The organism is Lysinibacillus sp. 54212 (assembly GCF_036662795.1).
Classification (GTDB): Bacteria; Bacillota; Bacilli; order Bacillales_A; family Planococcaceae; genus Lysinibacillus_B.
Genome location: NZ_JBAFWZ010000001.1, coordinates 355,256 through 376,632, shown reverse-complemented (window position 1 = coordinate 376,632; position 21,377 = coordinate 355,256). Strand labels below are relative to the sequence as shown.

23 protein-coding genes are annotated in these 21,377 nt (G+C 36.8%); 21 read left to right on the top strand and 2 right to left on the bottom strand.

The features are described from left to right. The first annotated feature begins 9 nt into the window (after positions 1-9). From V4T18_RS18325 to V4T18_RS01740, 11 genes are all read left to right on the top strand, one after another. Positions 10-300, top strand: coding sequence for a DUF2568 domain-containing protein (locus V4T18_RS18325; protein ID WP_442916884.1), 291 nt, complete (start codon positions 10-12; stop codon positions 298-300). Positions 301-471: 171 nt separating this feature from the next. After that, complete coding sequence (locus V4T18_RS01785) at positions 472-3,666, top strand: DEAD/DEAH box helicase (protein WP_332645884.1); 3,195 nt, start codon at positions 472-474, stop codon at positions 3,664-3,666. A 1,173-nt stretch (positions 3,667-4,839) separates the two neighbouring features. Next, complete coding sequence (locus V4T18_RS01780) at positions 4,840-5,118, top strand: hypothetical protein (RefSeq protein ID WP_332645882.1); 279 nt, start codon at positions 4,840-4,842, stop codon at positions 5,116-5,118. A gap of 324 nt (positions 5,119-5,442) precedes the next feature. Further along, positions 5,443-5,658: a hypothetical protein gene (locus V4T18_RS01775; protein WP_332645881.1), complete on the top strand. Its 216-nt coding sequence runs from the start codon at positions 5,443-5,445 to the stop codon at positions 5,656-5,658. Positions 5,659-5,779: 121 nt separating this feature from the next. Continuing rightward, positions 5,780-6,067 carry a DUF4279 domain-containing protein gene (locus V4T18_RS01770; protein WP_332645879.1) on the top strand — a complete coding sequence of 96 codons (288 nt, stop codon included), beginning with the start codon at positions 5,780-5,782 and terminating at the stop codon, positions 6,065-6,067. 18 nt (positions 6,068-6,085) lie between these two features. Then, entirely contained in the window at positions 6,086-6,214 is a 129-nt protein-coding gene (locus V4T18_RS01765; protein WP_332645876.1) for a hypothetical protein, read from the top strand. Between the two features lie 562 nt (positions 6,215-6,776). Then, a complete protein-coding gene (locus tag V4T18_RS01760) occupies positions 6,777-7,073 on the top strand; it encodes a hypothetical protein (RefSeq protein ID WP_332645875.1) in 297 nt (98 codons plus the stop codon). 183 nt (positions 7,074-7,256) lie between these two features. Further along, on the top strand, positions 7,257-7,700 hold the full coding sequence (locus V4T18_RS01755; protein ID WP_332645873.1) for a DUF2975 domain-containing protein: 444 nt from the start codon (positions 7,257-7,259) through the stop codon (positions 7,698-7,700). A 213-nt stretch (positions 7,701-7,913) separates the two neighbouring features. Next, positions 7,914-8,681 (top strand): hypothetical protein, encoded by a 768-nt coding sequence (locus V4T18_RS01750; protein WP_332645871.1) that lies wholly within the window; start codon positions 7,914-7,916, stop codon positions 8,679-8,681. A 243-nt stretch (positions 8,682-8,924) separates the two neighbouring features. Next, positions 8,925-9,557, top strand: coding sequence for a cysteine peptidase family C39 domain-containing protein (locus V4T18_RS01745; RefSeq protein ID WP_332645868.1), 633 nt, complete (start codon positions 8,925-8,927; stop codon positions 9,555-9,557). Positions 9,558-9,804: 247 nt separating this feature from the next. Beyond that, positions 9,805-10,248 (top strand): GNAT family N-acetyltransferase, encoded by a 444-nt coding sequence (locus tag V4T18_RS01740; protein ID WP_332645865.1) that lies wholly within the window; start codon positions 9,805-9,807, stop codon positions 10,246-10,248. Between the two features lie 445 nt (positions 10,249-10,693). Here V4T18_RS01740 and V4T18_RS01735 read toward each other — a convergent pair whose 3' ends face one another. Continuing rightward, positions 10,694-11,212, bottom strand: a complete 519-nt coding sequence (locus V4T18_RS01735) for a YfiT family bacillithiol transferase (RefSeq protein WP_332645862.1) — start codon at positions 11,210-11,212, stop codon at positions 10,694-10,696. 99 nt (positions 11,213-11,311) lie between these two features. After that, a complete protein-coding gene (locus V4T18_RS01730) occupies positions 11,312-12,052 on the bottom strand; it encodes a FadR/GntR family transcriptional regulator (RefSeq protein ID WP_332645859.1) in 741 nt (246 codons plus the stop codon). A gap of 242 nt (positions 12,053-12,294) precedes the next feature. On the opposite strand from V4T18_RS01730, the gene V4T18_RS01725 reads away from it, so the two are divergent. From V4T18_RS01725 to V4T18_RS01680, 10 genes are all read left to right on the top strand, one after another. Then, on the top strand, positions 12,295-13,680 hold the full coding sequence (locus V4T18_RS01725) for an FAD-binding oxidoreductase (protein ID WP_332645856.1): 1,386 nt from the start codon (positions 12,295-12,297) through the stop codon (positions 13,678-13,680). Between the two features lie 10 nt (positions 13,681-13,690). Further along, positions 13,691-14,674 (top strand): bile acid:sodium symporter family protein, encoded by a 984-nt coding sequence (locus V4T18_RS01720; RefSeq protein WP_332645855.1) that lies wholly within the window; start codon positions 13,691-13,693, stop codon positions 14,672-14,674. Between the two features lie 159 nt (positions 14,675-14,833). Beyond that, on the top strand, positions 14,834-15,211 hold the full coding sequence (locus V4T18_RS01715; protein ID WP_332645853.1) for a GntR family transcriptional regulator: 378 nt from the start codon (positions 14,834-14,836) through the stop codon (positions 15,209-15,211). Beyond that, complete coding sequence (locus V4T18_RS01710; RefSeq protein ID WP_332645851.1) at positions 15,211-16,080, top strand: ABC transporter ATP-binding protein; 870 nt, start codon at positions 15,211-15,213, stop codon at positions 16,078-16,080. Before V4T18_RS01715 ends, V4T18_RS01710 begins: the two co-directional genes overlap by 1 nt. Further along, positions 16,073-16,711, top strand: coding sequence for an ABC-2 transporter permease (locus V4T18_RS01705; RefSeq protein ID WP_332645850.1), 639 nt, complete (start codon positions 16,073-16,075; stop codon positions 16,709-16,711). Before V4T18_RS01710 ends, V4T18_RS01705 begins: the two co-directional genes overlap by 8 nt. A gap of 38 nt (positions 16,712-16,749) precedes the next feature. Then, positions 16,750-17,043, top strand: a complete 294-nt coding sequence (locus tag V4T18_RS01700; protein ID WP_332645848.1) for a YfzA family protein — start codon at positions 16,750-16,752, stop codon at positions 17,041-17,043. Positions 17,044-17,348: 305 nt separating this feature from the next. Next, on the top strand, positions 17,349-17,789 hold the full coding sequence (locus V4T18_RS01695; protein WP_332645845.1) for a cell wall hydrolase: 441 nt from the start codon (positions 17,349-17,351) through the stop codon (positions 17,787-17,789). Positions 17,790-17,956: 167 nt separating this feature from the next. After that, positions 17,957-18,277 (top strand): bacillithiol system redox-active protein YtxJ, encoded by a 321-nt coding sequence (ytxJ, locus tag V4T18_RS01690; protein ID WP_332645843.1) that lies wholly within the window; start codon positions 17,957-17,959, stop codon positions 18,275-18,277. Between the two features lie 435 nt (positions 18,278-18,712). Next, the gene (locus V4T18_RS01685) at positions 18,713-20,233 is read left to right on the top strand and encodes a class I adenylate-forming enzyme family protein (protein WP_332645840.1); all 1,521 of its coding nucleotides are present in this window, start codon (positions 18,713-18,715) and stop codon (positions 20,231-20,233) included. A gap of 18 nt (positions 20,234-20,251) precedes the next feature. Beyond that, positions 20,252-21,373: a thiolase family protein gene (locus V4T18_RS01680; protein WP_332645837.1), complete on the top strand. Its 1,122-nt coding sequence runs from the start codon at positions 20,252-20,254 to the stop codon at positions 21,371-21,373. The last annotated feature ends 4 nt before the right edge of the window (positions 21,374-21,377 follow it).

Genomic DNA, 21,377 nt, shown 5'->3' with positions numbered 1-21,377 from the left:
TTCAACAAGTTGCCTAGGCTTTTTTCAAAATGTCCTTTACAAAGGGTACACTTTATTTTTACTAGGCTTTTATTTTGTTTAATATTTCTAATTATACTCATCATCGTCTGGGGTACATTCGGTTCACCCAATGCGCAGTTTGAACTTCAAGGATTTTATCGACTCTTATTAGAATTAGGGATCCTTAGTGTTGCAATCTTTTTAGTGTGGAATATTATTAATCCCGCTATCATAATAATTTTTTCTATCGTATTCATTTTTATCAGTGTGTTCTTAAATTTTTTTGAGGGGAATATTTAAATTGAACATGAAGGATGCGGTAATGTGAACTGTGTTTTACTTTTTAGTTGTAAATTCAAGCCATTTAAGTAGTTATACTAGCCCCAGTTGGTGTTTTGTTGTTTTGAGCCTCGTTTATAGAAGTGATAGAATTAGGATTAATGCATGAGACAAAGCGAAGGAGCGGTGGCTATGGACATCAAGATTAACAATAAAAAAATTAAAGAAATGTGCGGGTCCGTTTCCTTCAAAAGAGGGGAGGCCTATGTTCGAGCGGGGAAGGTAACGATTAGTGAAGATAGCGAACATCAATATAGGGCTTCTGTGAAAGGTGCAGAAGACTTCCAAGTCACAATCGAGAAGGATTCCAAAGGGCGTATTCAGACGTCTTGTAGCTGTCCTACGCTTGAGAATTTTAGCATGAGCTGTCAGCATGTTGCCGCAGTTTTGCTTGCCATAGATGAACGGAAACGACAGGGGATTAGCCATAAGAGTTCATTACCAGAAGTACTTGAAGAGCAACAGCTCTCCCAAGGAATTATGACACTTTTCCAGGACGAACCGATACGAAAAAGCAGGCATCAATCTCATTTTGAGGAAAGAAAAGTACTCGATATTACGTTTACACTGAAGCCATGCATGATTGGGAAGGGGCAATATTTATTTGGAATAAAGCCTTCCATTAATCTCATAGAGCTTTCATCGATTCGTGAGTTTCTCCTACATGTACAATCGGGAACCTGTTGCCTGTTATCGCCTACATTTCACTGGGATCCAAATGAGTATTGCTTCTCAAACGAAGCCCATGAAGTGCTCCAAAGGCTGATAGAAATTGTACGAGATGAAGAGGCTTTTTTAGACGCAATCTATAACGATTCAGTTAGCCGTGATGTATTACTGATACCCCCGTCAGCTTGGAGAGGGCTAATGCCTTTACTTACCAGAACTCTAGCTCTTTTTGTTGAACACGATGGCCATGCTTCAGAAGCATTATCCTTTGTCGATAGGAAGCCACCACTACAATTTTTAGTAGATGAAGTAGACGGGGAATATCGATTGACGATGAAAGGCTTCGAAAGGATGCTGCTTTTTGGTGGGTATCACGCTGTATTATGTGATGGTTTCTTATATCAGTTAAACAGTGATGACTGTAAACGACTAACAGAGCTACAGAGAATGGTTGATGGATCGAATGGAGTGCCCATTCCGCATGACCAACTAGATTTGTTCTTGAATAAAATTGTACCTGGTTTGAGGAAAATAGGCGATGTGACAGTAGCTCAGCGGTTAATAGAGGAACAGAGGAAAACACCACTTGTGGCCAAGCTTTATTTAGATCGCCTTAAAAATAGGCTGCTGGCAGGGCTAGAATTTCATTATGAGCATGTTGTTATTCAGCCATTGGAAAACGCTGAGCATCCTGTAGGTCCGATATTCTTTAGAGATTATCAGAAGGAACAGGAAATCCTCGAGGCGATGGAGGAAAGTGGGTTTACGAAAACGGATGGCGGCTATTTTATGCAAAATGAGGAATTGGAATATAGCTTCTTATATTATACGCTTCCAAAGCTTCAACCACTTACTCAAATTTATGCAACAACGGCAGTTCGAAATCGACTCGTCAAAAAGAATTCCTTTCCTAAAATTGCCGTCAAGCTAAAGAAGGAGCGAACAAATTGGCTCCAATTTAAATTTGAGATGGATGGGATTTCTAATCAACAGGTAAAGGAGATCCTGGAAGCACTTGAGATGAAGATGAAGTATTATCGACTTCCGAACGATTCCTTACTATCACTTGAAACAAAGGAAATGGAAGAAATTCGCCGGTTCTTGCTAGCAGGACCAGTTCAGGATGATGATTATGAATCGACATTGACTATGCCTATACTTGAAAGCTTAAAATTCCTAGAGTTAATAGGAGATAGCGAAGTATTTACACCAGAGGAATCATTTCGTCAGTTTGTCAGTGGCTTAATGCATCCAGAAAGACTTGATTTTGAAGTCCCACCAAGCTTAGAAGGAATCCTCCGAGACTATCAAAAGCAAGGTTTCCAATGGATGAAGGGTTTGGCAAGCTACGGTTTTGGTGGCGTATTAGCTGATGATATGGGACTTGGGAAAACCGTGCAAAGTATAGCGTTTATCGTGTCGGAAATAGCGAACATTCGGGCTAGAAAGCAGCCTGTACTAATCGTGTGCCCGTCCTCCTTAACGTATAACTGGCTGCACGAAATAATGCAATTCGCACCGGAGCTTCAAGGGATCGTGATTGATGGGGATGTAGCGGTTCGACGAGAGCTACAACAGAATTTGGATGATATCGATGTCCTTATTACATCGTATCCGTTACTTCGTCAGGATTTAGCGTGGTATGAGAAGCAAACGTTCTATACAGTGTTTTTCGATGAGGCACAGGCGTTTAAAAATCCAATGACCCAGACGGCACGAGCAGTTAAGAAGCTTAAGGCGGAGTACCGATTCGGGCTGACTGGAACACCAGTGGAAAATAATCAAGAGGAGCTTTGGTCGATCTATCATGTTATTTTTCCGCAGCTGTTCCAGGGGCTTCAGGAGTACAGTCACTTAACAAGGAAAGCAATCTCGCGAAGGGTTCGTCCATTTTTACTTCGCCGTCTAAAAGAGGATGTGCTGCCGGAGCTACCAGGTAAAAATGAAACGCTTGACATGTCAGAGCTTTTACCAGAGCAAAAGGGGTTATATGCTGCCTTGCTAGCAAAGCTCAGGGTCGATACATTGAAGCACCTCGATAAGGATACGTTTCGCAAAAATAAGATTCGTATCCTTGCCGGTATAACAAGGTTACGCCAAATTTGCTGTCACCCAAGCCTTTTTGTAGAGGGCTATACCGGAAGCTCAGCGAAATTTGAGGCGCTTCTACAAATCCTAGAGGAATCGAGGCTGTCCCGCAGAAGAGTACTGATTTTCTCACAATTTACGAAAATGCTTGATCTTATCGGACGAGATCTGACGGCGCGCGGTCAAGCGTATTTTTATTTGGATGGACAAACCCCTTCAGAGGAGCGAGTCGTGCTGTGTAATCGATTTAACAGTGGAGAACGAGATGTTTTTTTAATTTCCTTAAAAGCAGGGGGGACAGGGCTGAATTTAACAGGTGCTGACACCGTTATCCTCTACGATCTTTGGTGGAATCCAGCTGTAGAGGCACAAGCAGCCGACCGTGCCTATCGAATGGGGCAACAGAATACCGTGGAGGTTATTAAGCTCATCGCCCGTGGCACAATCGAAGAAAAGATGAACGAGCTGCAGGAAAAGAAGCGGAATCTTATTGCTGATATTCTCGAAACGGATGGTAAGGCTTCAGGTGCTTTAACGGAGGACGATATTCGGGAGATATTGCGGATTTAAGAAGGGGAAAAATATCACAGTATGAAAAATAGATTAGCACCATAAAATGCAGATTTATTTATAAGATCTTGTACAGAGATCGTTAGTAATTTTCTTAATAAAATTTATCGTGGAAGAATATATAATAACAGAACAGGATTAAAGTCAATGAAGCTTCTGAAATTTTAGATTAACAGCCTTCTTAAATCACATGAATGGTTTAAGAATTTAGATGAGAAAGGCGGTAGTCAAAATGAAATCCATGTTAATCTGGATTAATGTAATATGCAGTGGTGTTATGGCATTATTGATATCATGGTTTTTTGCAGAAGGTGCATTAGGTGACGCGAGTGCTTTGACACCCGAATTCTTCCTAGTTTTACCGGTATGGGCTCTCGGAGTAATATTCATGTGGAGGTTTATTTTCAAGGAAAATACGTCTCGTTTTATTAAGATTGTAAGCAATTTTTTGATTTGGTTCACAATTCCGATTGGATTAATGTTAGCATTTCAGTTTATATGAGAATTTGGAAAGGGTATTCACAACTAGTGGTGGAATACCCTTTTTATTGTTATTGATTATAATTACTACGTGAATCAATTTCATAATTGGTTATTTTTTATATAAAGACGAACATTGTTTTAGTAGTACAAACCAATGCCATAGCTTGTGCTACTATTTTTTATAGTAGAAGTGAAGAAAAGCCGTGCATCGGCCGTAATGCAATATGCGCTAGAGTAATATTTCGGTGAACAGTCAAAAATTAAAATAAGCAGTAGTGAAGAGATTGAGAATGGCTAATAGAATTGGTAAATTGGCAAGTATTCACCCTGAAAGGCTAGTAATACCTTTGCTCCGTTTCACATTGGCTAGTAAATTTAAAATTGTGGCTAGTATTTTGAAAAAAGTGGCTAGTATTTTAAAAAATGTGGCTAGTAAACTATGGCTCTATTAGAAAAAATCAACACGCCTGAAAATAAGACTAATAATATATTATGTTATTCAGAAGTTCTTTTTGATTTTATGCTTTGACGAACGTTTATTGTTTATTGCATAAAATGATGCTTTTATGAATTATGAAATAGATTCACTTAATTGCTTAGTATCGAAATATGTAACAAGTTGAAATTCATCCTAACAATATTATTATTTTCTTAACAAGGGCTCAATCTAATTTAGATGGTGGTGATAAATTGAAGGAAAAAATTTTCACAGGTTTATCTATCTTTTGTTTAGTTTTGGCTTGGCTTTTTTTTAATCATGATTCAACAAAATGGTATGGTAAATTTTTTGATTTTCTCTTGGTTAAAAGTATCTTTACGCCATTACTAATTGGGGCATTGGGGATAATAAGTGCTTCTCTGGGGAATAAAGGTATTATTCGAATGCTTCTCATACTGTTAAATTCAATCTTTTTGATAGTATTTCTATTTACATTATTAATAGGTGTTTTGGGGTTTCAACGCCCTTAAAGGGAATTATTTTGAGAAAATTCACTTGAGTTATGAAGAATAGGAAATCTAGTCTTTTTACTGAATAATATTTATCAGCGTACGCCAATTAAAATATTGGGAAAAGTCGATTCGGTTATATAGCTGGAATCGGCTTTTTTATTTGTAACCATTCACTTTTTCTAAGGGTATTTATGTAATTATTTGGTAGTAAGTATCGATTATTTAGTTTAAAATAAGATTAATAGGAAAGGGTATTCTTCAAATGTTGAGCCATTAATACGAAACAGTATAAACTGTGTGAGTTTGCTAATAAAATGTTATGCCGATGTATGGAGGGGGACAATGGATAATTCAAATAATCGTAGTATGGCAGGTGATTTACTAACTGCAATCATTTTTACTTTTGTATATATGACAGGTGTGGGAATCATTCACTCATTCGTAAAAAATGATTTTCGCTTTGTGTTGATTGGTCTTTACTTGATGATTCTTTATTTTATTTACCAAAGAATATCAAAGAAACTAGCTCAAATCATTTCAAGTAAAATGAAAAAATAATGGGAACTTCTTGTTTTTATTTGATTTTGTAAGTTTTTAGTATTCTTATGTGGGTATTAATCATGGCTGCCATATTAAGCTATAGAATAGTTCTCTTTTTTATAAAGGTAAGGAGGTAAAAATGGAGAGAACTAATTTTTGTGCATATATAGCGTTAATGGGAAATGATGATTTTCCGCTAGATGTTGTAACTGAACGAATGAGCGTACAGCCGACGGAAGCAAAGAAAATTGGTGAACGATCAGTACCTAATCATCCAACAAATCATCACGTAATTCCATATACAAGGTGGATTTACGAAGTAGTTACTGAGGAACCTTTTGATACTGAACATGTGCTACGTCCGCTTTTAGATGTATGTAAATCTAAAACAGATACGATAAATCTCTTAAAAAAGGAATTGAATTAAGATGTACGTTTACAGTTAGTGATAAACATCCATGATGGTCAACAATCAGGACTCACAATTTATCCTGAATTTAGTCGGTTTGCTGTAGAGATTAATGCGATATTGGATGTTGATATGTATATATTTCCTTTTATTGATGAGGAGTAGGCACTCATATCGTAGAAAAAACCACTCACATAATAATTGTGAGTGGTACATCTAGCATTCAATTAACATATAGGTGTTACGCTTTAATAATTCCCCTAGTCAAAAGGGTGTTCATTTAGTGCTAAACGGAGCATCCATGTTAAGTATGAAATCTTAGGCAAAAAGTAGTTTGCTAAAAAGATAACGTTGAATATAGTCACAGGATAATTCCTGTAAATAACCTTGCTCCATTTCTCGCTCAACTCCCTCTGTAACCACTTATAAATTTAGTGCATGCCCCAATGAAAGAATACTAGAAACCATTGTTTTTTCTAATCCATTTTTATGCTGCCGTATAAACTAACGGGCAATCTTTAATGATAATGTTTATCAATTGGGGTATGAAAAAATCTAAAATGGTATCTTTAATGATGAACATTAATTAAAAAAACAAAATTTAAGTACGAAAGAGATAAAAGAATTACCATAACAGTAAAATATGTTTTTTATAGAGGAGAAAGTCGAATAGGGAGCGAATATACTTTATTATAGTTTGCGACAATTTACTAAAGGGGGAGTTAGAATGGCGATGTACTTTTCGTTGTATTGGCATTTTATTATTATGGTTTTACTTGTTATGATTTTTAGTGGTGTCATGGCCTTTCGATTTCCACGCTTTCCGTTTTCTATAGTCCTGATGGCGAGTGGAATAATAGGTTATATTTATGGTGTTATGACGAATCTGGACGAAATAGCCTTTATCTTCATTGTTATAAATGTTTTTTATTCAATAGTTCCAATCGTTTTAATTGAGTGGGCAATGTATATGAGACATAAGGCGGATGAATGGGAGATGCAAAAAAGTTTACTTCCTAAATAATTGGATAGTTGAAGAATAACGTCGAAACGTGAAGTGAAGTGTGATGGTTTGAAAACGACTACTGATATTATCACGTATATAAACGCCAAAATTAATTGCTTTTAAAACACTCACAAAGCTCCTTAGGAACCTTCTGAATTTTTCGACGATATATTGATAACTAAAAAATTGAAGGGGGAATAATTGCAGAAAGTCAGTTCCGCTATTTTAATTTCTGTCATTGTTTTAATAGATACGATCGTTTTGTTATTGTGTATATTTGCATTACCGAGCGTAGCCCAGGAAACAGCACTAATTCATCCAGAGGTTGCCTATCTACAATATCCAATTTTATTAGGGATGTATGCAACAGCACTGCCGTTTTTTTATGCGATTTATGAAACGGTGATAATGATTGGAGTCGCCCAGCGTAAATCTATCTTTTCAAGTCGCATTATTGAAGGTTTAAACTATATAAAATATTGTGCATTTGTCATTATTGCTTTGTATGTTATAGGGGTTTTTATACTTGATTATGCAAATGCGTTACCGCCAATAGTTGCTGTAATGGGGTTTGCTATACTTATCGTTACAATGTTGGTCGCAGCAGGGGCAGCCTTTATAAAAAAATCTACTTATAAAAACTAGGTTGAAGTTATCTAATTAATGAAATACCACTCCGAGAGCTTAATGGAGTGGTATTTTGTTTCCACTGTAGTTATTCAAAATAGCTTTCGATGTAAGGTTTTTTAATTTTTTACATACCTTATTAAGCGATACTTTAGTGTGGTAGTAACATCTTTAGAATAATTCCCTTTATTTAACTTAAAATTGTTATAATTATTATAGGGAGGTAAAAAAATGATTAAACAAATTTTCGCGTTTGAAGATCTATTAGAATATGAAAGATACGCTGATGACATTAAATTATTGAATAAAAAATTAGCTGTCTATAAAGAATTATTGATTAATAGGTTTGAACTTGTTGAGCTGCCAAAATCAATCGTCTGGACATCTAGTGAAAATGCTACTTCTGTTTTTTCGCAAGTCCCTGTACCAGCATACACAAATCGAGATCTAATTTTTATGTCACCAAGTGTTAAAGAATGGCGTGATTTTTATCTTTCTCAATTGGAAAATGAAGGCCTATCTGATACTGAAGAGGTTCTATACATAAAAAACTACTTTCAAGCTATTACAATAGACCATGTTTTTTGTATTTTAGCTCATGAACTAACACATCATATTGAGCTTTTTCCAGATGAATTTGAGGACGAACGAGGGGATAGCATTTGGTTTGAGGAAGGGATGTGTGAATATCTTTCCCAAAAATTAACGTTAACAAATGAGCAATTTACAGAGTTAAGAACGATCGATGAACATATGATTCAACTGTTCAAGCCGAAATACGGGCAATTCGGTTTAGATCATTTTGGCTCGGGAAGTTATGGGCATGCTTCACTTGCTGCTATTATGCTTAATTATTGGAGAAGTGCATCCGCTATTCAATATTTAGTAGAAGAATGTTATGAAGGTGACGTCTTGAAAGTTTTTGAAAAATATCAAGAATGGCATGCTAATGGTCGTGGGCAATTATTAACTGATTTTTTTGGAGTAAGTGATTTTTAATAATATATGTACTTATTTGGAATTGTTATCAAATCCTGCTTTGAAAACATTTGAACATCGACTAATGTAGCAGCATTGTTAAATAAGCATGTAGTAATTGAAGTAAATAAATTATTGGGAGATCTTTTATTAAGGGTGTTTGTTCAAAAAGAGCAGGTGCTTCTTGTGCTAATAGGGCAGGTTTGCAAAAGAAGGATTTAGAATATTGTTTCAATATGGAAGCAAGACAATGGGGGAAGTAGTATGTTTATAGTGAGAACAATTATTTTATGGATTATTATATCAACTATCATTAATGCATATTTAATGACATTACCCATACCTGTTTTACGCAAAAGAGATTATCCGTCAAACTATCTAATTAAAAGGAATAATAGGATAGATAGTCAAAACAACAGGGAATGTGCAGCGTTTTCAACAGCTTATGTGTTGCGCCATTTTGGAATGGATGCAGAAGGTGAAGAGTTATATACTAATTTCCCTAGTAAAACGAGAGCAGGCAATGTATATCCAAAGGGAATTCGAACAGTGTTAAGAAAAAAGGGATTTAAAACAAATTATTATAAAGGAAATATAGATACATTAAAGTACGAAGTTAGTAAAGGAACTCCCGTAATTGCTTTTATTAAAGTACATAAGGATCGTAATGATTTGCATTTTGTCCCTGTCGTAGGGTATGACAAGGAGTATATTTACCTTTCAGAATCATTAAGGGAAATGGTGAATTGTAATGGGGATAGCAATAACTATAATCGAAAGGTTCCTATTAATGAATTTAGGGAATTGTGGAATGTAAAAAATATTAAAATCCTTTTTTATAGCTATACTTATATAACCGTAGAGTCACACAGGGCTAATATTAATGACGAAGTATGAAGGTGAAAGTAGGTACAATACATGATCAATATTCCTATCAAGTCCAGGGGCATCGCTGCTGTATTGTTATAGGGGGTAAATACCATATTTTACAAATAGATATCCTTATAAATCAAGCGGAGGACTTTTATGTAAAAAGCATTTTATAACTTTTGTAACTATGCTTCAGGAATCATTTTGAAAGGATTATTTATGTATGTAAGTGGTGTAATTTTACTTATATATGTAATAGGATGGGGGACAGACCTTGGAATTTAGATTATTAATAGAAGATGATTTAACAGAATGTACAGAAACATTTATTGAAGTATTTAACGATGAGCCATGGAACGATCAATGGACATTTATTCAAGCTAAAAAGTATTTGGTTGATTTTTACAAGACGCCTGGGTTTTTAGGAGTTTTAGCAGTTGAAAATGACGAGATTATCGGCTGTATTTTGGGTGTGCATAGAGTGTGGTGGAGTGGAGATGAATTCTTTATTAATGAGATGTGCGTAAAAAAACAACAGCAAAATAAAGGAATAGGAAAATCTCTGTTAAATTATTTAATAAAAGAGCTAGATAATACTAAAGTAACTAATATCATACTTCTTACAGATAGAGGGATACCTGCTGAAGAATTTTATAAGAAAAATGGTTTTGAGGAATTAGACAGAATTATTTTCCTACATAAAAACATCAAAATGTAATTATCCGTATGATTTTCCTTTCTTCTTCACCTATTGGGGGCTTTAGTTGTAGTTTATATTAGGAAGATATATCAAAATTTTCGTTGAAATATAAAAAGCAGACGGTTGAGAAGTGCTGATATGTACTTCTAGTGAATCGTCTACTTTTTAAATAGAAAAGGTTAGTTTTGCTGCGGGTTATTTCGATTTATTTCCCTAAGAACGCTTTTCATTTAAATGGCGTACGTGAAAGGCAATATCATTATTTTGTAACTTTACTTCTAAACCCAAAGGTAAAACTAATTGATTTAGGTTATATTCTTTACACATAAAGACCCTTCTTTTGATTGAATTTGTTGTGTTGACTTAATTCTATCAGAAGTGTTCTTTTTCAACATTTGGCAATGTGTTTAGCTTTACTTTTTATGTTATATAAACCATTGCTACACTAAAGTCACAAAGTCCTTTACCAACCTTGACGATTACATAAAGAAGTAATATGAGCAAGATGATGCTTACCGTGCCAAGCATAGATTCCTATATTTTTACCTACTGAAACTTCACCTGAATCTGGATGAATAAATATCTTTTCCATATCAGCAGGAGTTAGACTACGTAAAAGGTAGGTCCAGCGTTTATGCAGTGTTTCAAGAAGTAAAAGTGAAGGTTCAATAGGCAATTTATAATCAGATAGTTCCGCCCATTTCGTTTCGTCATAAGGCTTGATTACAGGTTTTTCTTCCGTAAGAGCCAATTTAAAACGAAAGTAGGCATTCATATGACTATCTGCAAGGTGATGTATTACTTGCCGAACAGTCCACCCTCCAGAACGATAAGCTGTATCAAGCTGTTCATCCTCTAATTTTTTCACTGCATCTCGTAATAATCTTGGTAAATCCTCAATCTCATCAATCCAAACACTTAGACCACTACTAGTAATTTCATCCTCAAATTGAAAAGAGCCAATTGGAAATTTCATGTCCATCTACTTATTTCCCCCCTATGTAAAATTAGTATAGTTTTATTCTTTGCTAACCGTTGTAACCCTGTAGCCCAGCGTTCCACGGGCTGAGCAAACTACCAGTTAAACTGGAGGTTGTGATTCGTGTTGTTCGCTCATATGAAGTAAAAGTGACTCAGTTAATTCTCTTCTTATTTGTGTAATATGCTTTTCCATGAGCTGTTTGGCTTGAGTTGCCTCTCCAGCTGCGATTGCTAAGTAAATTTCTTTATGTTCATCAATCGTCTCTTGTGTACGTTCTGGATCCTTCAAGCGTTGGCTTCGGGTAGCTCGGATTGTGTCATGCATATGCTCACTAAGTGTTTGAAATAATCCTAAAAATATGGAGTTATGTGAAGCGAGAGCAATATTAATATGAAAGCTTAGGTCAGCCTGAATACCTAATTCTACATCATCTTTAGCACGAATCATCATTTCTAATGCTAGACTAATTCGTTCTAAATCTTCAGAAGTAGCCCGTCGTGCAGCTAAAAAGGCACATTCTACTTCAAGTGCCTGGCGAAGCTCTAACATTTCATATATTCGTTTTTTTTCAGTTTTTATAATTGTAGACGAAAGCTCTTCTCCTAATGTGTTGCTTTCTGATGCTTTAATAAAGCTACCACTGCCTTGTTTAATTTCTATAATTCCTTTTATTTCAAGCTTTCGCAGTGCCTCTCTAATCGAGGTTCGACTTACATTAAAACGACTTGCTAATTCTCTTTCTGTCGGGAGCTTTTCTCCAGGTAATAAATCCCCATTTAAATAATTTTCCCTTATTTGATCAACAATTATTTGATAAGCTTTTTGCTTTGGTTGTGGCATGATCTATGTCACTCCCTTCAAATACATAGTACTATAAACGCTTTAATCTTACAGAAAAAAATTAAAATTATCAATTTTAGAAAAATAATATTGTTGATATTTTCAGAATATTTAGTACAATAATAGAGGTTGGACCAATTTAAAGAAAAGCTGAAATTGGTATGACATATTTTTTGATCAAAGGGCCAATAGACTGTTACCATGTACGTTGGAAGAACTAGGTAAATAAAGGGGAGAAAAAAATGGTTATAACAAATGAGGAATTGCTAACTGCTTTACGGGGGATTCTTCCAGAAAGTCAAGTAACGATGAATCAAACAGTTTTAGAACAACATAGCATGGATGAATCTTACCATAGTGCAAGTTTACCGGATATTGTAGTATTTCCTACAAAAACGGAAGAAGTAAGTGAGATTATGAACATAGCAAATCAATATAAAGTTCCGATAGTGCCGTTTGGAAGAGGGACAAGCTTAGAAGGACATGTTATTCCTTATGACCACGGGATTACGATTGATTTTTCCTTGATGAGCAAAATAGTAGAAGTTAGAGATAAGGATTTTCTTGTGAAAGTTCAACCAGGGGTGACGCGATCTCAGTTGAATAAAGAGCTGAAAAAATACGGATTGTTTTTCTCTGTTGATCCGGGAGCAGATGCAACACTCGGAGGTATGGCAGCAACCAATGCTAGTGGAACAACATCTGTTAAATATGGGATTATGCGCGATCAAGTTCGAGATTTAGAGGTAGTTCTTGCGGATGGTACGGTTATTCATACAGGAAATTTAGCAGCAAAGTCTTCATCTGGTTTTCATTTAAACGGTCTATTTGTAGGATCTGAGGGAACACTGGGTTGCTTTACTGAATTAACATTAAGAGTTTATGGCATTCCAGAATTTATTATGGCTGCACGAGCATCCTTCAAAACAGTCAATGATGCTGTCGAAGCAGTCGTTAGTATTTTACAAGCGGGAATACCTATTGCAAAAGTGGAGCTTGTAGATGAACCTTCAATGAAACAAGTAAACCTGCATAGTAAAACAGCCTATGAGGAACAACCGACGTTATTTTTAGAGTTTCAGGGAAATGAAGCGGGCTTAAAGCAGGATGTTGAATTTATGAAAGAGATTGTAGAAGAGCACAATTGTAAAAATATAGAGTTTGAGACCGATAATACAGCTCGAAATCAGCTATGGGATGCTCGCCATAATTTAGCTTACGCCTATGTCCATGGACACCCGGGAAAAAAATTAATGGTAACGGATGTTTGTTTGCCAATTTCCGAGCTAGCGGGTGCTATTCATCATGCGAGAGAGGCTCTTGATTTACTAGCGCTTACAGGGGGGATTGTTGGCCACGTTGGCGATGGTAATTTCCATGTTCTATTAATGATTGATACGAATGATACTGATCAAATAAAAAAAGCGGATGAATTTAATGAGCTGATTGTGATGTATGCACTTGAACGAGGGGGAACTTGTACAGGAGAGCATGGTGTCGGCATCGGTAAACAAAAATATCAGGAGAAAGAACATGGAAAAGCGCTTCTTGTGATGGAAAAGATTAAGCAAGCACTTGACCCTGACGCGCTTTTGAATCCAAATAAAATATTAAAAATAAAGAAATAGGGGTGGAAATATGAAAATTTTAGAAGCCATTAGTACGATAGCTGGAAAATACTTTGCTGTATGGGTTATCCTTATTGCCCTTCTTGCCTTTATAGCTCCGGATCCGTTTTTAATATTTGGAGGATATATTACGATTTTGCTAGGCATTGTTATGTTTGGTATGGGTCTTACATTAAAAGTGGTTGATTTCAAACTAATTGTAACGAATCCAATACCCGTTATTATTGGTGTATGTGCCCAATATATCATTATGCCGCTTTCCGCCTTTTTAATTTCTTATATGTTGAACTTACCGGCAGAATTAGCTGCGGGGCTAGTCCTTCTGGGTTCTGTTCCAGGGGGTACTGCTTCAAACGTCATGGTATATCTCGCAAAAGGAAATGTACCATTATCAATTACCATGACTTCCTTTTCGACGTTATTAGCTCCGATTGCAACACCATTAATCCTATTATTACTTGCAGGTAAATGGATGCCTGTAGATCCAATGGCGATGTTTACTTCAATTATTCAGGTAATTATTTTCCCTATTATTCTAGGTATTGTTGTAAGGAAATTTGCTCCACAGGTTGTAGAAAAAAGCATAAATATCATTCCACTTATATCAGTAATCGCTATTATTATCATTGTCTCTGCTGTTGTTGCAGGAAATGTAGAAAGCATTACTTCGGCTGGAGCTATCATTTTTACTGCAGTAGTGATTCATAATGCATTCGGGCTACTGTTGGGCTATTTAACGGGTCTTGTGTTAGGGCTAGATGAAAGTAATCGAAGAGCTATTTCAATTGAAGTAGGTATGCAAAACTCAGGTCTAGGGGTAGCATTAGCTTCTGCCCATTTTGGTCCTATAGCTGCTTTACCTAGTGTAATTGGCGCTGTTTGGCATAATATTTCTGGTCCAATACTCGCCACTTATTGGTCAAAAAAGCCAGTAGGAGTAGAGAAACAGCTTCATAATCCGGTACAGAAAGACAATAGTGAAACGCCAATTTAAATGTAAATGAACATCAGCAACCATTGACTTAACAACGGTTGTTGGTGTTTTTTTATTTTGTCATAACACTCCTAAAAGAAAAAATTGTTGCATAAGGCATCCTTCTTGTATATATTGTATATAAAGTATATATACAATATTTTTAAAAGAGGTATTCTCATGCAAATTATTATATCGAATCTATCAAAGGAACCGATTTATGAGCAAATCTACGCTCAAATTAAAAAGCATATTTTAACGAATGAATTACAGGCGGGGCAGGGGCTACCTTCCATGCGGCAGTTAGCGAAGGAGCTAGATGTCAGTGTTATTACGACAAAACGGGCCTATGAAGAACTGGAGAAGAATGGCTTTATTTATTCAGTTGTTGGGAAAGGCTCTTTTGTATCAGAGCAAAATAATGAAATGATCAAAGAACGAAAATTCAAGGTCATTGAAGAGCAATTATTCTCTGCTATCCAAAACAGTAAAGAAATCGGGCTTAGCCTTACAGAATTACAAGATTTACTTACAATGCTATATCGGGAGGAAGACTGATGGAAAACGTAATAGAATTGCGCCATATCAATAAAAAATTTGAAGGGTTTCAGCTAAAGGACTTTTCATTACATGTGAAAAAAGGGTTTGTAACGGGCTTTATCGGTGGAAACGGGGTAGGGAAATCGACAACAATTAAACTAATTATGAACTTATTGCAGCCCGATAGCGGGACAGTTTCGATTTTTGGGTTAGATTATAAGGAGCATGAAAAAGAAATCAAGCAAAGAATTGGTTTTGTCTTTGATGAAAATGTCTTTTATGAACAGCTAACATTAGCGGAAATGAAACGAATTGTTAAGCCAGCCTATCCTAAATGGGATGACAATCAATTCGATCATTATGTAAAAGAGTTTGAGCTGCCATTAAATAAAAAGATCAAAACATTTTCAAAAGGGATGATGATGAAGGCTTCCTTAACGATGGCCCTATCTCATCATGCGGAATTAATCATTATGGATGAACCGACTTCTGGCTTAGATCCGATTTTCCGTAGAGAGCTACTAGAAATCTTGCATAGGCTTATGCAGGATGAGAATAAAACCATTTTCTTTTCTACTCACATTACGACCGATTTAGACCGAATTGCCGATTATATTACATTTATTCATAATGGCGAGCATGTTTTTTCAAAGGAGTTTTATCAAATTGAAGAGGACTATGCCATTGTAAAAGGTGGCACCGATTTATTAGACTCTGAAACCGAGCAAGAATTCCTAGGCATTCGAAAATCGAACCATGGTTTTGAAGCATTAACCGCAGATAAAGAACGGATAAAAACTATTTTTGGTGAAATGGTCTTGATTGAGAGACCAACCCTAGAAGATATTATGTTCTATACGAAAAAAGGGAGTGAGCAATATGTTTAAGTTAATTCGGAAAGATATTATGATTCAAAAAACTAATTTTATATTATTGCTTCCGTTTTTATTTGTTTACTTAATGATAGGCACTTCATCGATATGGTTAGGCGTTTTGTGTAGCATTGTCATTATTACGAGCGCTTTTAATATAGATGAAAAACCTTCCATCAATAATTTTCTTAATTCACTCCCTTATACGCGAAAAGAGATTGTTTGTTCGAAATATATTGGTGCTATCATTTTTTCCTTGATTATTGTAAGTACTGTTATAATTGGCAATTTAATTATTCATGGTGAAAGAATCGATTGGAAAGAATCGTTACTTGTTGTGAGTCTCGTTTTGATTTTTGTTTCGTTTTCTTTTCCATTTTCTTATAAATTCAAAAGTCAATATTTGCTACCTGGTTTTTTTATCTTGTTTGTCTTATCGATGGTCATTGTTAATTTTGTTGTTCCGAAAATAGCTCCAAACTATAAAGATAAAATGGACTTACAACAAAAAGTGGAATGGTTTGCACATAAATTATTCAGTATGCAAGATGGACAGTTGTACTTGTTATTTACAATGATTGTGCTTGTTGTATTTGGATGTTCATGGCTATTGTCCATTCGTATTTATAGTAAAAAGGCGTTTTAGCAAGGAAGGGTAATATGTTGGCTACATCTTATCTATTTGTGAGAAAAAAGTGGGTGGCTTTATTAGCTGCATTTTTATTATCACAGTTAATGTTCATAGCATTAGAAGGGGGTGGTTGGATTCCCAATTTGAGAGAGATAAATGGCACTCTTCTTGGAAGGATTGCCGAATCTGCAACATTCATCAGGTTGTTCTCTTACTATGAAACAACACACTTCAATATTTTTACTGCCTTCTTCTGTATGACACTTTTTGTACCTGGCGTTTTAGGTGCCATAATCGATAATTTCAAAAAGAAGCCAATCCATAAATACCCTTGGAAGCTAAGGTAAGCGAATATAATCAAATCTCCATCTAAAAACTTATTTGAGGAGATTTGATTTTTTTTGTTGGATAATTATGCTAATGTAGAAATGGGTATTTTGGTAAATAGATAAAAAATAGCGCATATGATATGAATGGAGGGATTCGATGGAATGGTTACTCTTGCTTGTAGCTTTTATGGGGATTAGTTTGGTTTTATATCATAACCGCTTGAAGCGATGTGTACACCTTTACAATAAGTCAGTCTTCATTTTTCACAAACAATGATGACATCAACGAGGTTTTCTTCATACTATATGCTGAGGTGAGTAAATTGCCAAGAGCAAAATACCGTGACGCTGATGTTGCCTTAATGGCAAGGATGATGAGAGCAGAGGCTGAGGGTGAAGGTAACCAAGGGATGTTGTATGTTGGAAATGTTATCGTTAATCGTCTAGTATCGAATTGCCTTGATTTTAAAGATTTAAGAACAGTTGAAGATGTTATTTTTCAAATACAGGGTGGGAATTATTCGTTTGAGGCTGTTCAAAAGGGGAATATGTTTTACCAACGTGCTAGAGAAAATGAAAAAAGATTAGCGAAGATGACGTTGGATTATTGGCGAGAGCACCCGGGCAAATATGCTCTCTGGTATTTTAATCCATATGCACCGTGTCCTCAAACATGGTACGGTCAACCATTTACAGGTCAATTCAAAAAACATTGCTTTTATGAGCCCTTAGCGAATACATGTGAAGGCGTCTATATTGGATAGAAGCACCATTCTCATAAAACGAAAGGGAACCCTTACCTGAAGAAGGAGTTCCTTTTTTTGTGAGAGTACATAAGCCACATTAAGGCAACGGATTGGATAATCCCTGGAGCAGAGATTAAAATAGAGTGAGACAATGCTTCAAAACGTCTAGAGGGAGGATCGAGTAAGTGAATATTATAGAAATTGTTGATATTAATCAGTGGAATCAAATTTTAGCTTCTTCAAATGAACAGCCGATTGTTGTGTTAAAGCATAGTACAACCTGTCCGATTAGCGCGGCAGCTTTTCGTGAGTTCGCCTCAGTCGAGTTACAGACTGGCTATGTAGTAAAGGTGATCGAGCATCGCGATGTTTCAAATGAAATTGCAAAGGATTTAGGAGTACAACATGCATCGCCGCAAGTGCTAGTCGTTAGCAACGGAAAAGCAACTTGGCAGGCAACGCATTATAAAATTACAGCCAGTGCCCTCACTCAGGCATTGGCATAACTAGAAGGTCTGTTAGATTATTATCTAACAGGCTTTTTTAATGGGTAAGAAAGTATTAGTTTTTTCAAGTTTAAGGAGAGTCTAGGTATTCGCGCCGCATGCTCGAGGTCGCGCTCTACTCCCTTGGCCTAATGTGCTGGAACGTGTACTTTCGCTTCGGCCTTTCAGCGCTTGTCTCGACACAACTCCCCACTTTTCTATAATTTGTGTGATTCTAATCATACCTAAAATAATAAAATGTTCTATTGGAATAGGGGTATGAGAACTAAAATTGGTAATGCCTATTAGTGCTTTATTTTGTTTTACGATGAATACTTTTCCCTTTTTCTAAATATAGAATTAGTAGATTTAAATTTTATAGCTTGAGATTTTATCTTAATTAGAAAAAACAAAGGCTGCGAAATTTAAACATTCTTTATTTAGGAGCGTGAGGAAATGGATTTGACGAAACCAATATTGTATCATGCACATCGTACACCGGATCACACTGCACTTGTCTACGGGGAAAAGACGTACTCTTATCAAGAACTAAATGAAGAAATCAATCGCTATAGTCATGGTTTGATCGCCCAAGGAATTCAAAAGGGGGATAAAGTAAGCTTATTTTTGAAAAACTCTGATGCTTTTATTATTGCAGCCTACTCGATATGGAAGGCGGGTGGTGTGGTTGTCCCGATTAATTTCCGTTTAACACAACCTGAACTCTCCTATATTTTGCAGCAATCCGATTCTGTCGCAGTCATTTTTGATGAAGAGTTTACTGATGTTGTTAAGAAGGCAGCGCAGCAGCTAGAGGCATCAATTGCTTTATTTAATGTTGGTGGCAAAATTGAAGGGGCAACTGAATGGTCACTCATTCAATCTCAACTAAAGGAAGAGCCATCTGTATCTATTTTACCAACAGATGATGCACAAATCCTCTATACATCAGGTACGACTGGACGGCCAAAGGGAGCACTGTTTTCGCACAGCAATATTACTAGTTTAAATATGTCTGTAAATGTCATGACAAAAATGACAGAGGATGACGTATATTTACTCGTTGCACCGGCGTTTCATTCTGCAGGGCTGAATATGATTTTAACGTCAACATTTTTCACAGGGGCAACGTTAATCGTTCAGCGTGATTTCCACCCTGTAGAGGCACAAAAAGCGATTCAGCACCATGAGGTATCGATATTTTTTGCTGTACCTGCCATGTACAATGCAATGCTACAGGTGCCAAAAGGAAGCTTTAATTTATCGACGATTCGGATGTGCAATTACGGAGCAGCACCAATGTCTCCAGGTCTCATCCAAGCAACGATGGATTACCTCGGTACTGACCAATTTTATAACTGCTGTGGCTTAACAGAGGGCGGGCCAGGTGGAGTTGTATTAACGCCTGAAGAACATAAAACAAAGCTAGGAGCAGCAGGAAAGGCCATGCCGTTTTTAAATGCACGAGTAGTGAATGAAAGAATGGAAGATGTAGTGCCAGGTCAGGTAGGAGAGTTTATTATTCGAAGCAGCTCTGTGATGAAAGAATACTATAAAAAACCTGAAGAAACGCAAAAAACGTTTCGCGATGGCTGGCTTTTAACAGGGGATTTGGCAACGGTTGATGAGGATGGGTATATTACACTCGTTGATCGTAAAAAGGACATGATCATTTCAGGCGGCGAAAATGTATATTCCGTTGAGGTGGAGCAAGTATTGAACAGTCACCCTCAAATATTAGAGGCAGCAATTATCGGCTTGCCGGATCCGAAGTGGGGCGAAATTGTTACGGCGATTATTGTGCCGAAAGAGGGAGAACAGCTTCTGACAGACGAGGTGCAAGCGTTTTGTCGTCAAAGCTTAGCAGGCTATAAGATTCCTCGCCATTTTATCTTTACAGATGCCTTACCAAGAAACGCCTCTGGGAAAATACTTAAATATCATTTACGAGAACAGTGGCAACGTACAAATGCATAAAGGGGAGGAAATGGAGAAATGAGAGAAGCCGTAATTGTAGCAGCGGCACGAACAGCAGTAGGTCGAAGCCGAGGGGCATTTGCAGACGTCAGAGCAGACGATTTAGCAGCGGATGTTTTAGAAGAGGTCGTTAAAAGAGCAGGGATTGAAAAAGCGCTAGTAGAGGATGTTATTCTTGGCTGTGTTTCGCAAACGATGGAGCAGGGAGCAAATATTGCCAGAACAGCGGCACTTATGGCAGGCTTTCCAATTGAGGTACCTGGTGTCACAATTGATCGACAATGTGGGTCAAGCTTACAGGCAGTTCATTTTGCAGCACAAGCGATTCTAGCTGGAGATATGGATGTTATTATTGCAGGTGGCGTAGAGAGCATGAGTCGTGTGCCGATGTTTTCTAATATGGAAGGTGCACATGAAGGAAAGCGTTTACAAGAAAAATATGAAATTATTCATCAAGGCTTATCGGCGGAGAAAATGGCGGAACAGTGGAACTTAACGAAGGAAGAGATAAATCACTTTTCTGTGCTTAGTCATGAACGAGCAATTCGTGCTGGAGAGGCGGGTCATTTTCAAGAGGAAATAGTAGAGATTGGCGATTTTTCTCGAGATGAAGGACCTCGTCATGGGACAACGGTTGAGGTGCTACAAGGGTTAAAAAAAGTATTTAAAGAGGATGGAGTGATTTCGGCTGGCAATGCCTCACAAATGAGTGATGGTGCTTCAGCTGTCGTCATTATGTATGCCGAGAAAGCGAAGGAGCTAGAGATTAAGCCACTTGCGAAAGTTGTAGCAAGATCGGTGGTAGGCTCTGATCCAACATTAATGCTGACGGGACCCATTGAGGCAACGAAAAAAGTATTAGCTAAAGCCGGTTTAACAATGGATGATATGGATACGTATGAGGTGAATGAGGCATTTGCACCTGTGCCAATCATTTGGGCGAGGGAGCTTGGGGCCGATATAGAAAAGCTAAATCCCGATGGTGGTGCTATTGCATTAGGGCATCCTTTAGGGGCAACAGGTACGAAGCTACTAACGACAATGCTTTACCGAATGCAACGAGAAAATCATCGCTACGGCTTAATCGCCATTTGTGAAGGCATGGGTATGGCAAACGCTACAATTATCGAAAGGCTATAGGGGG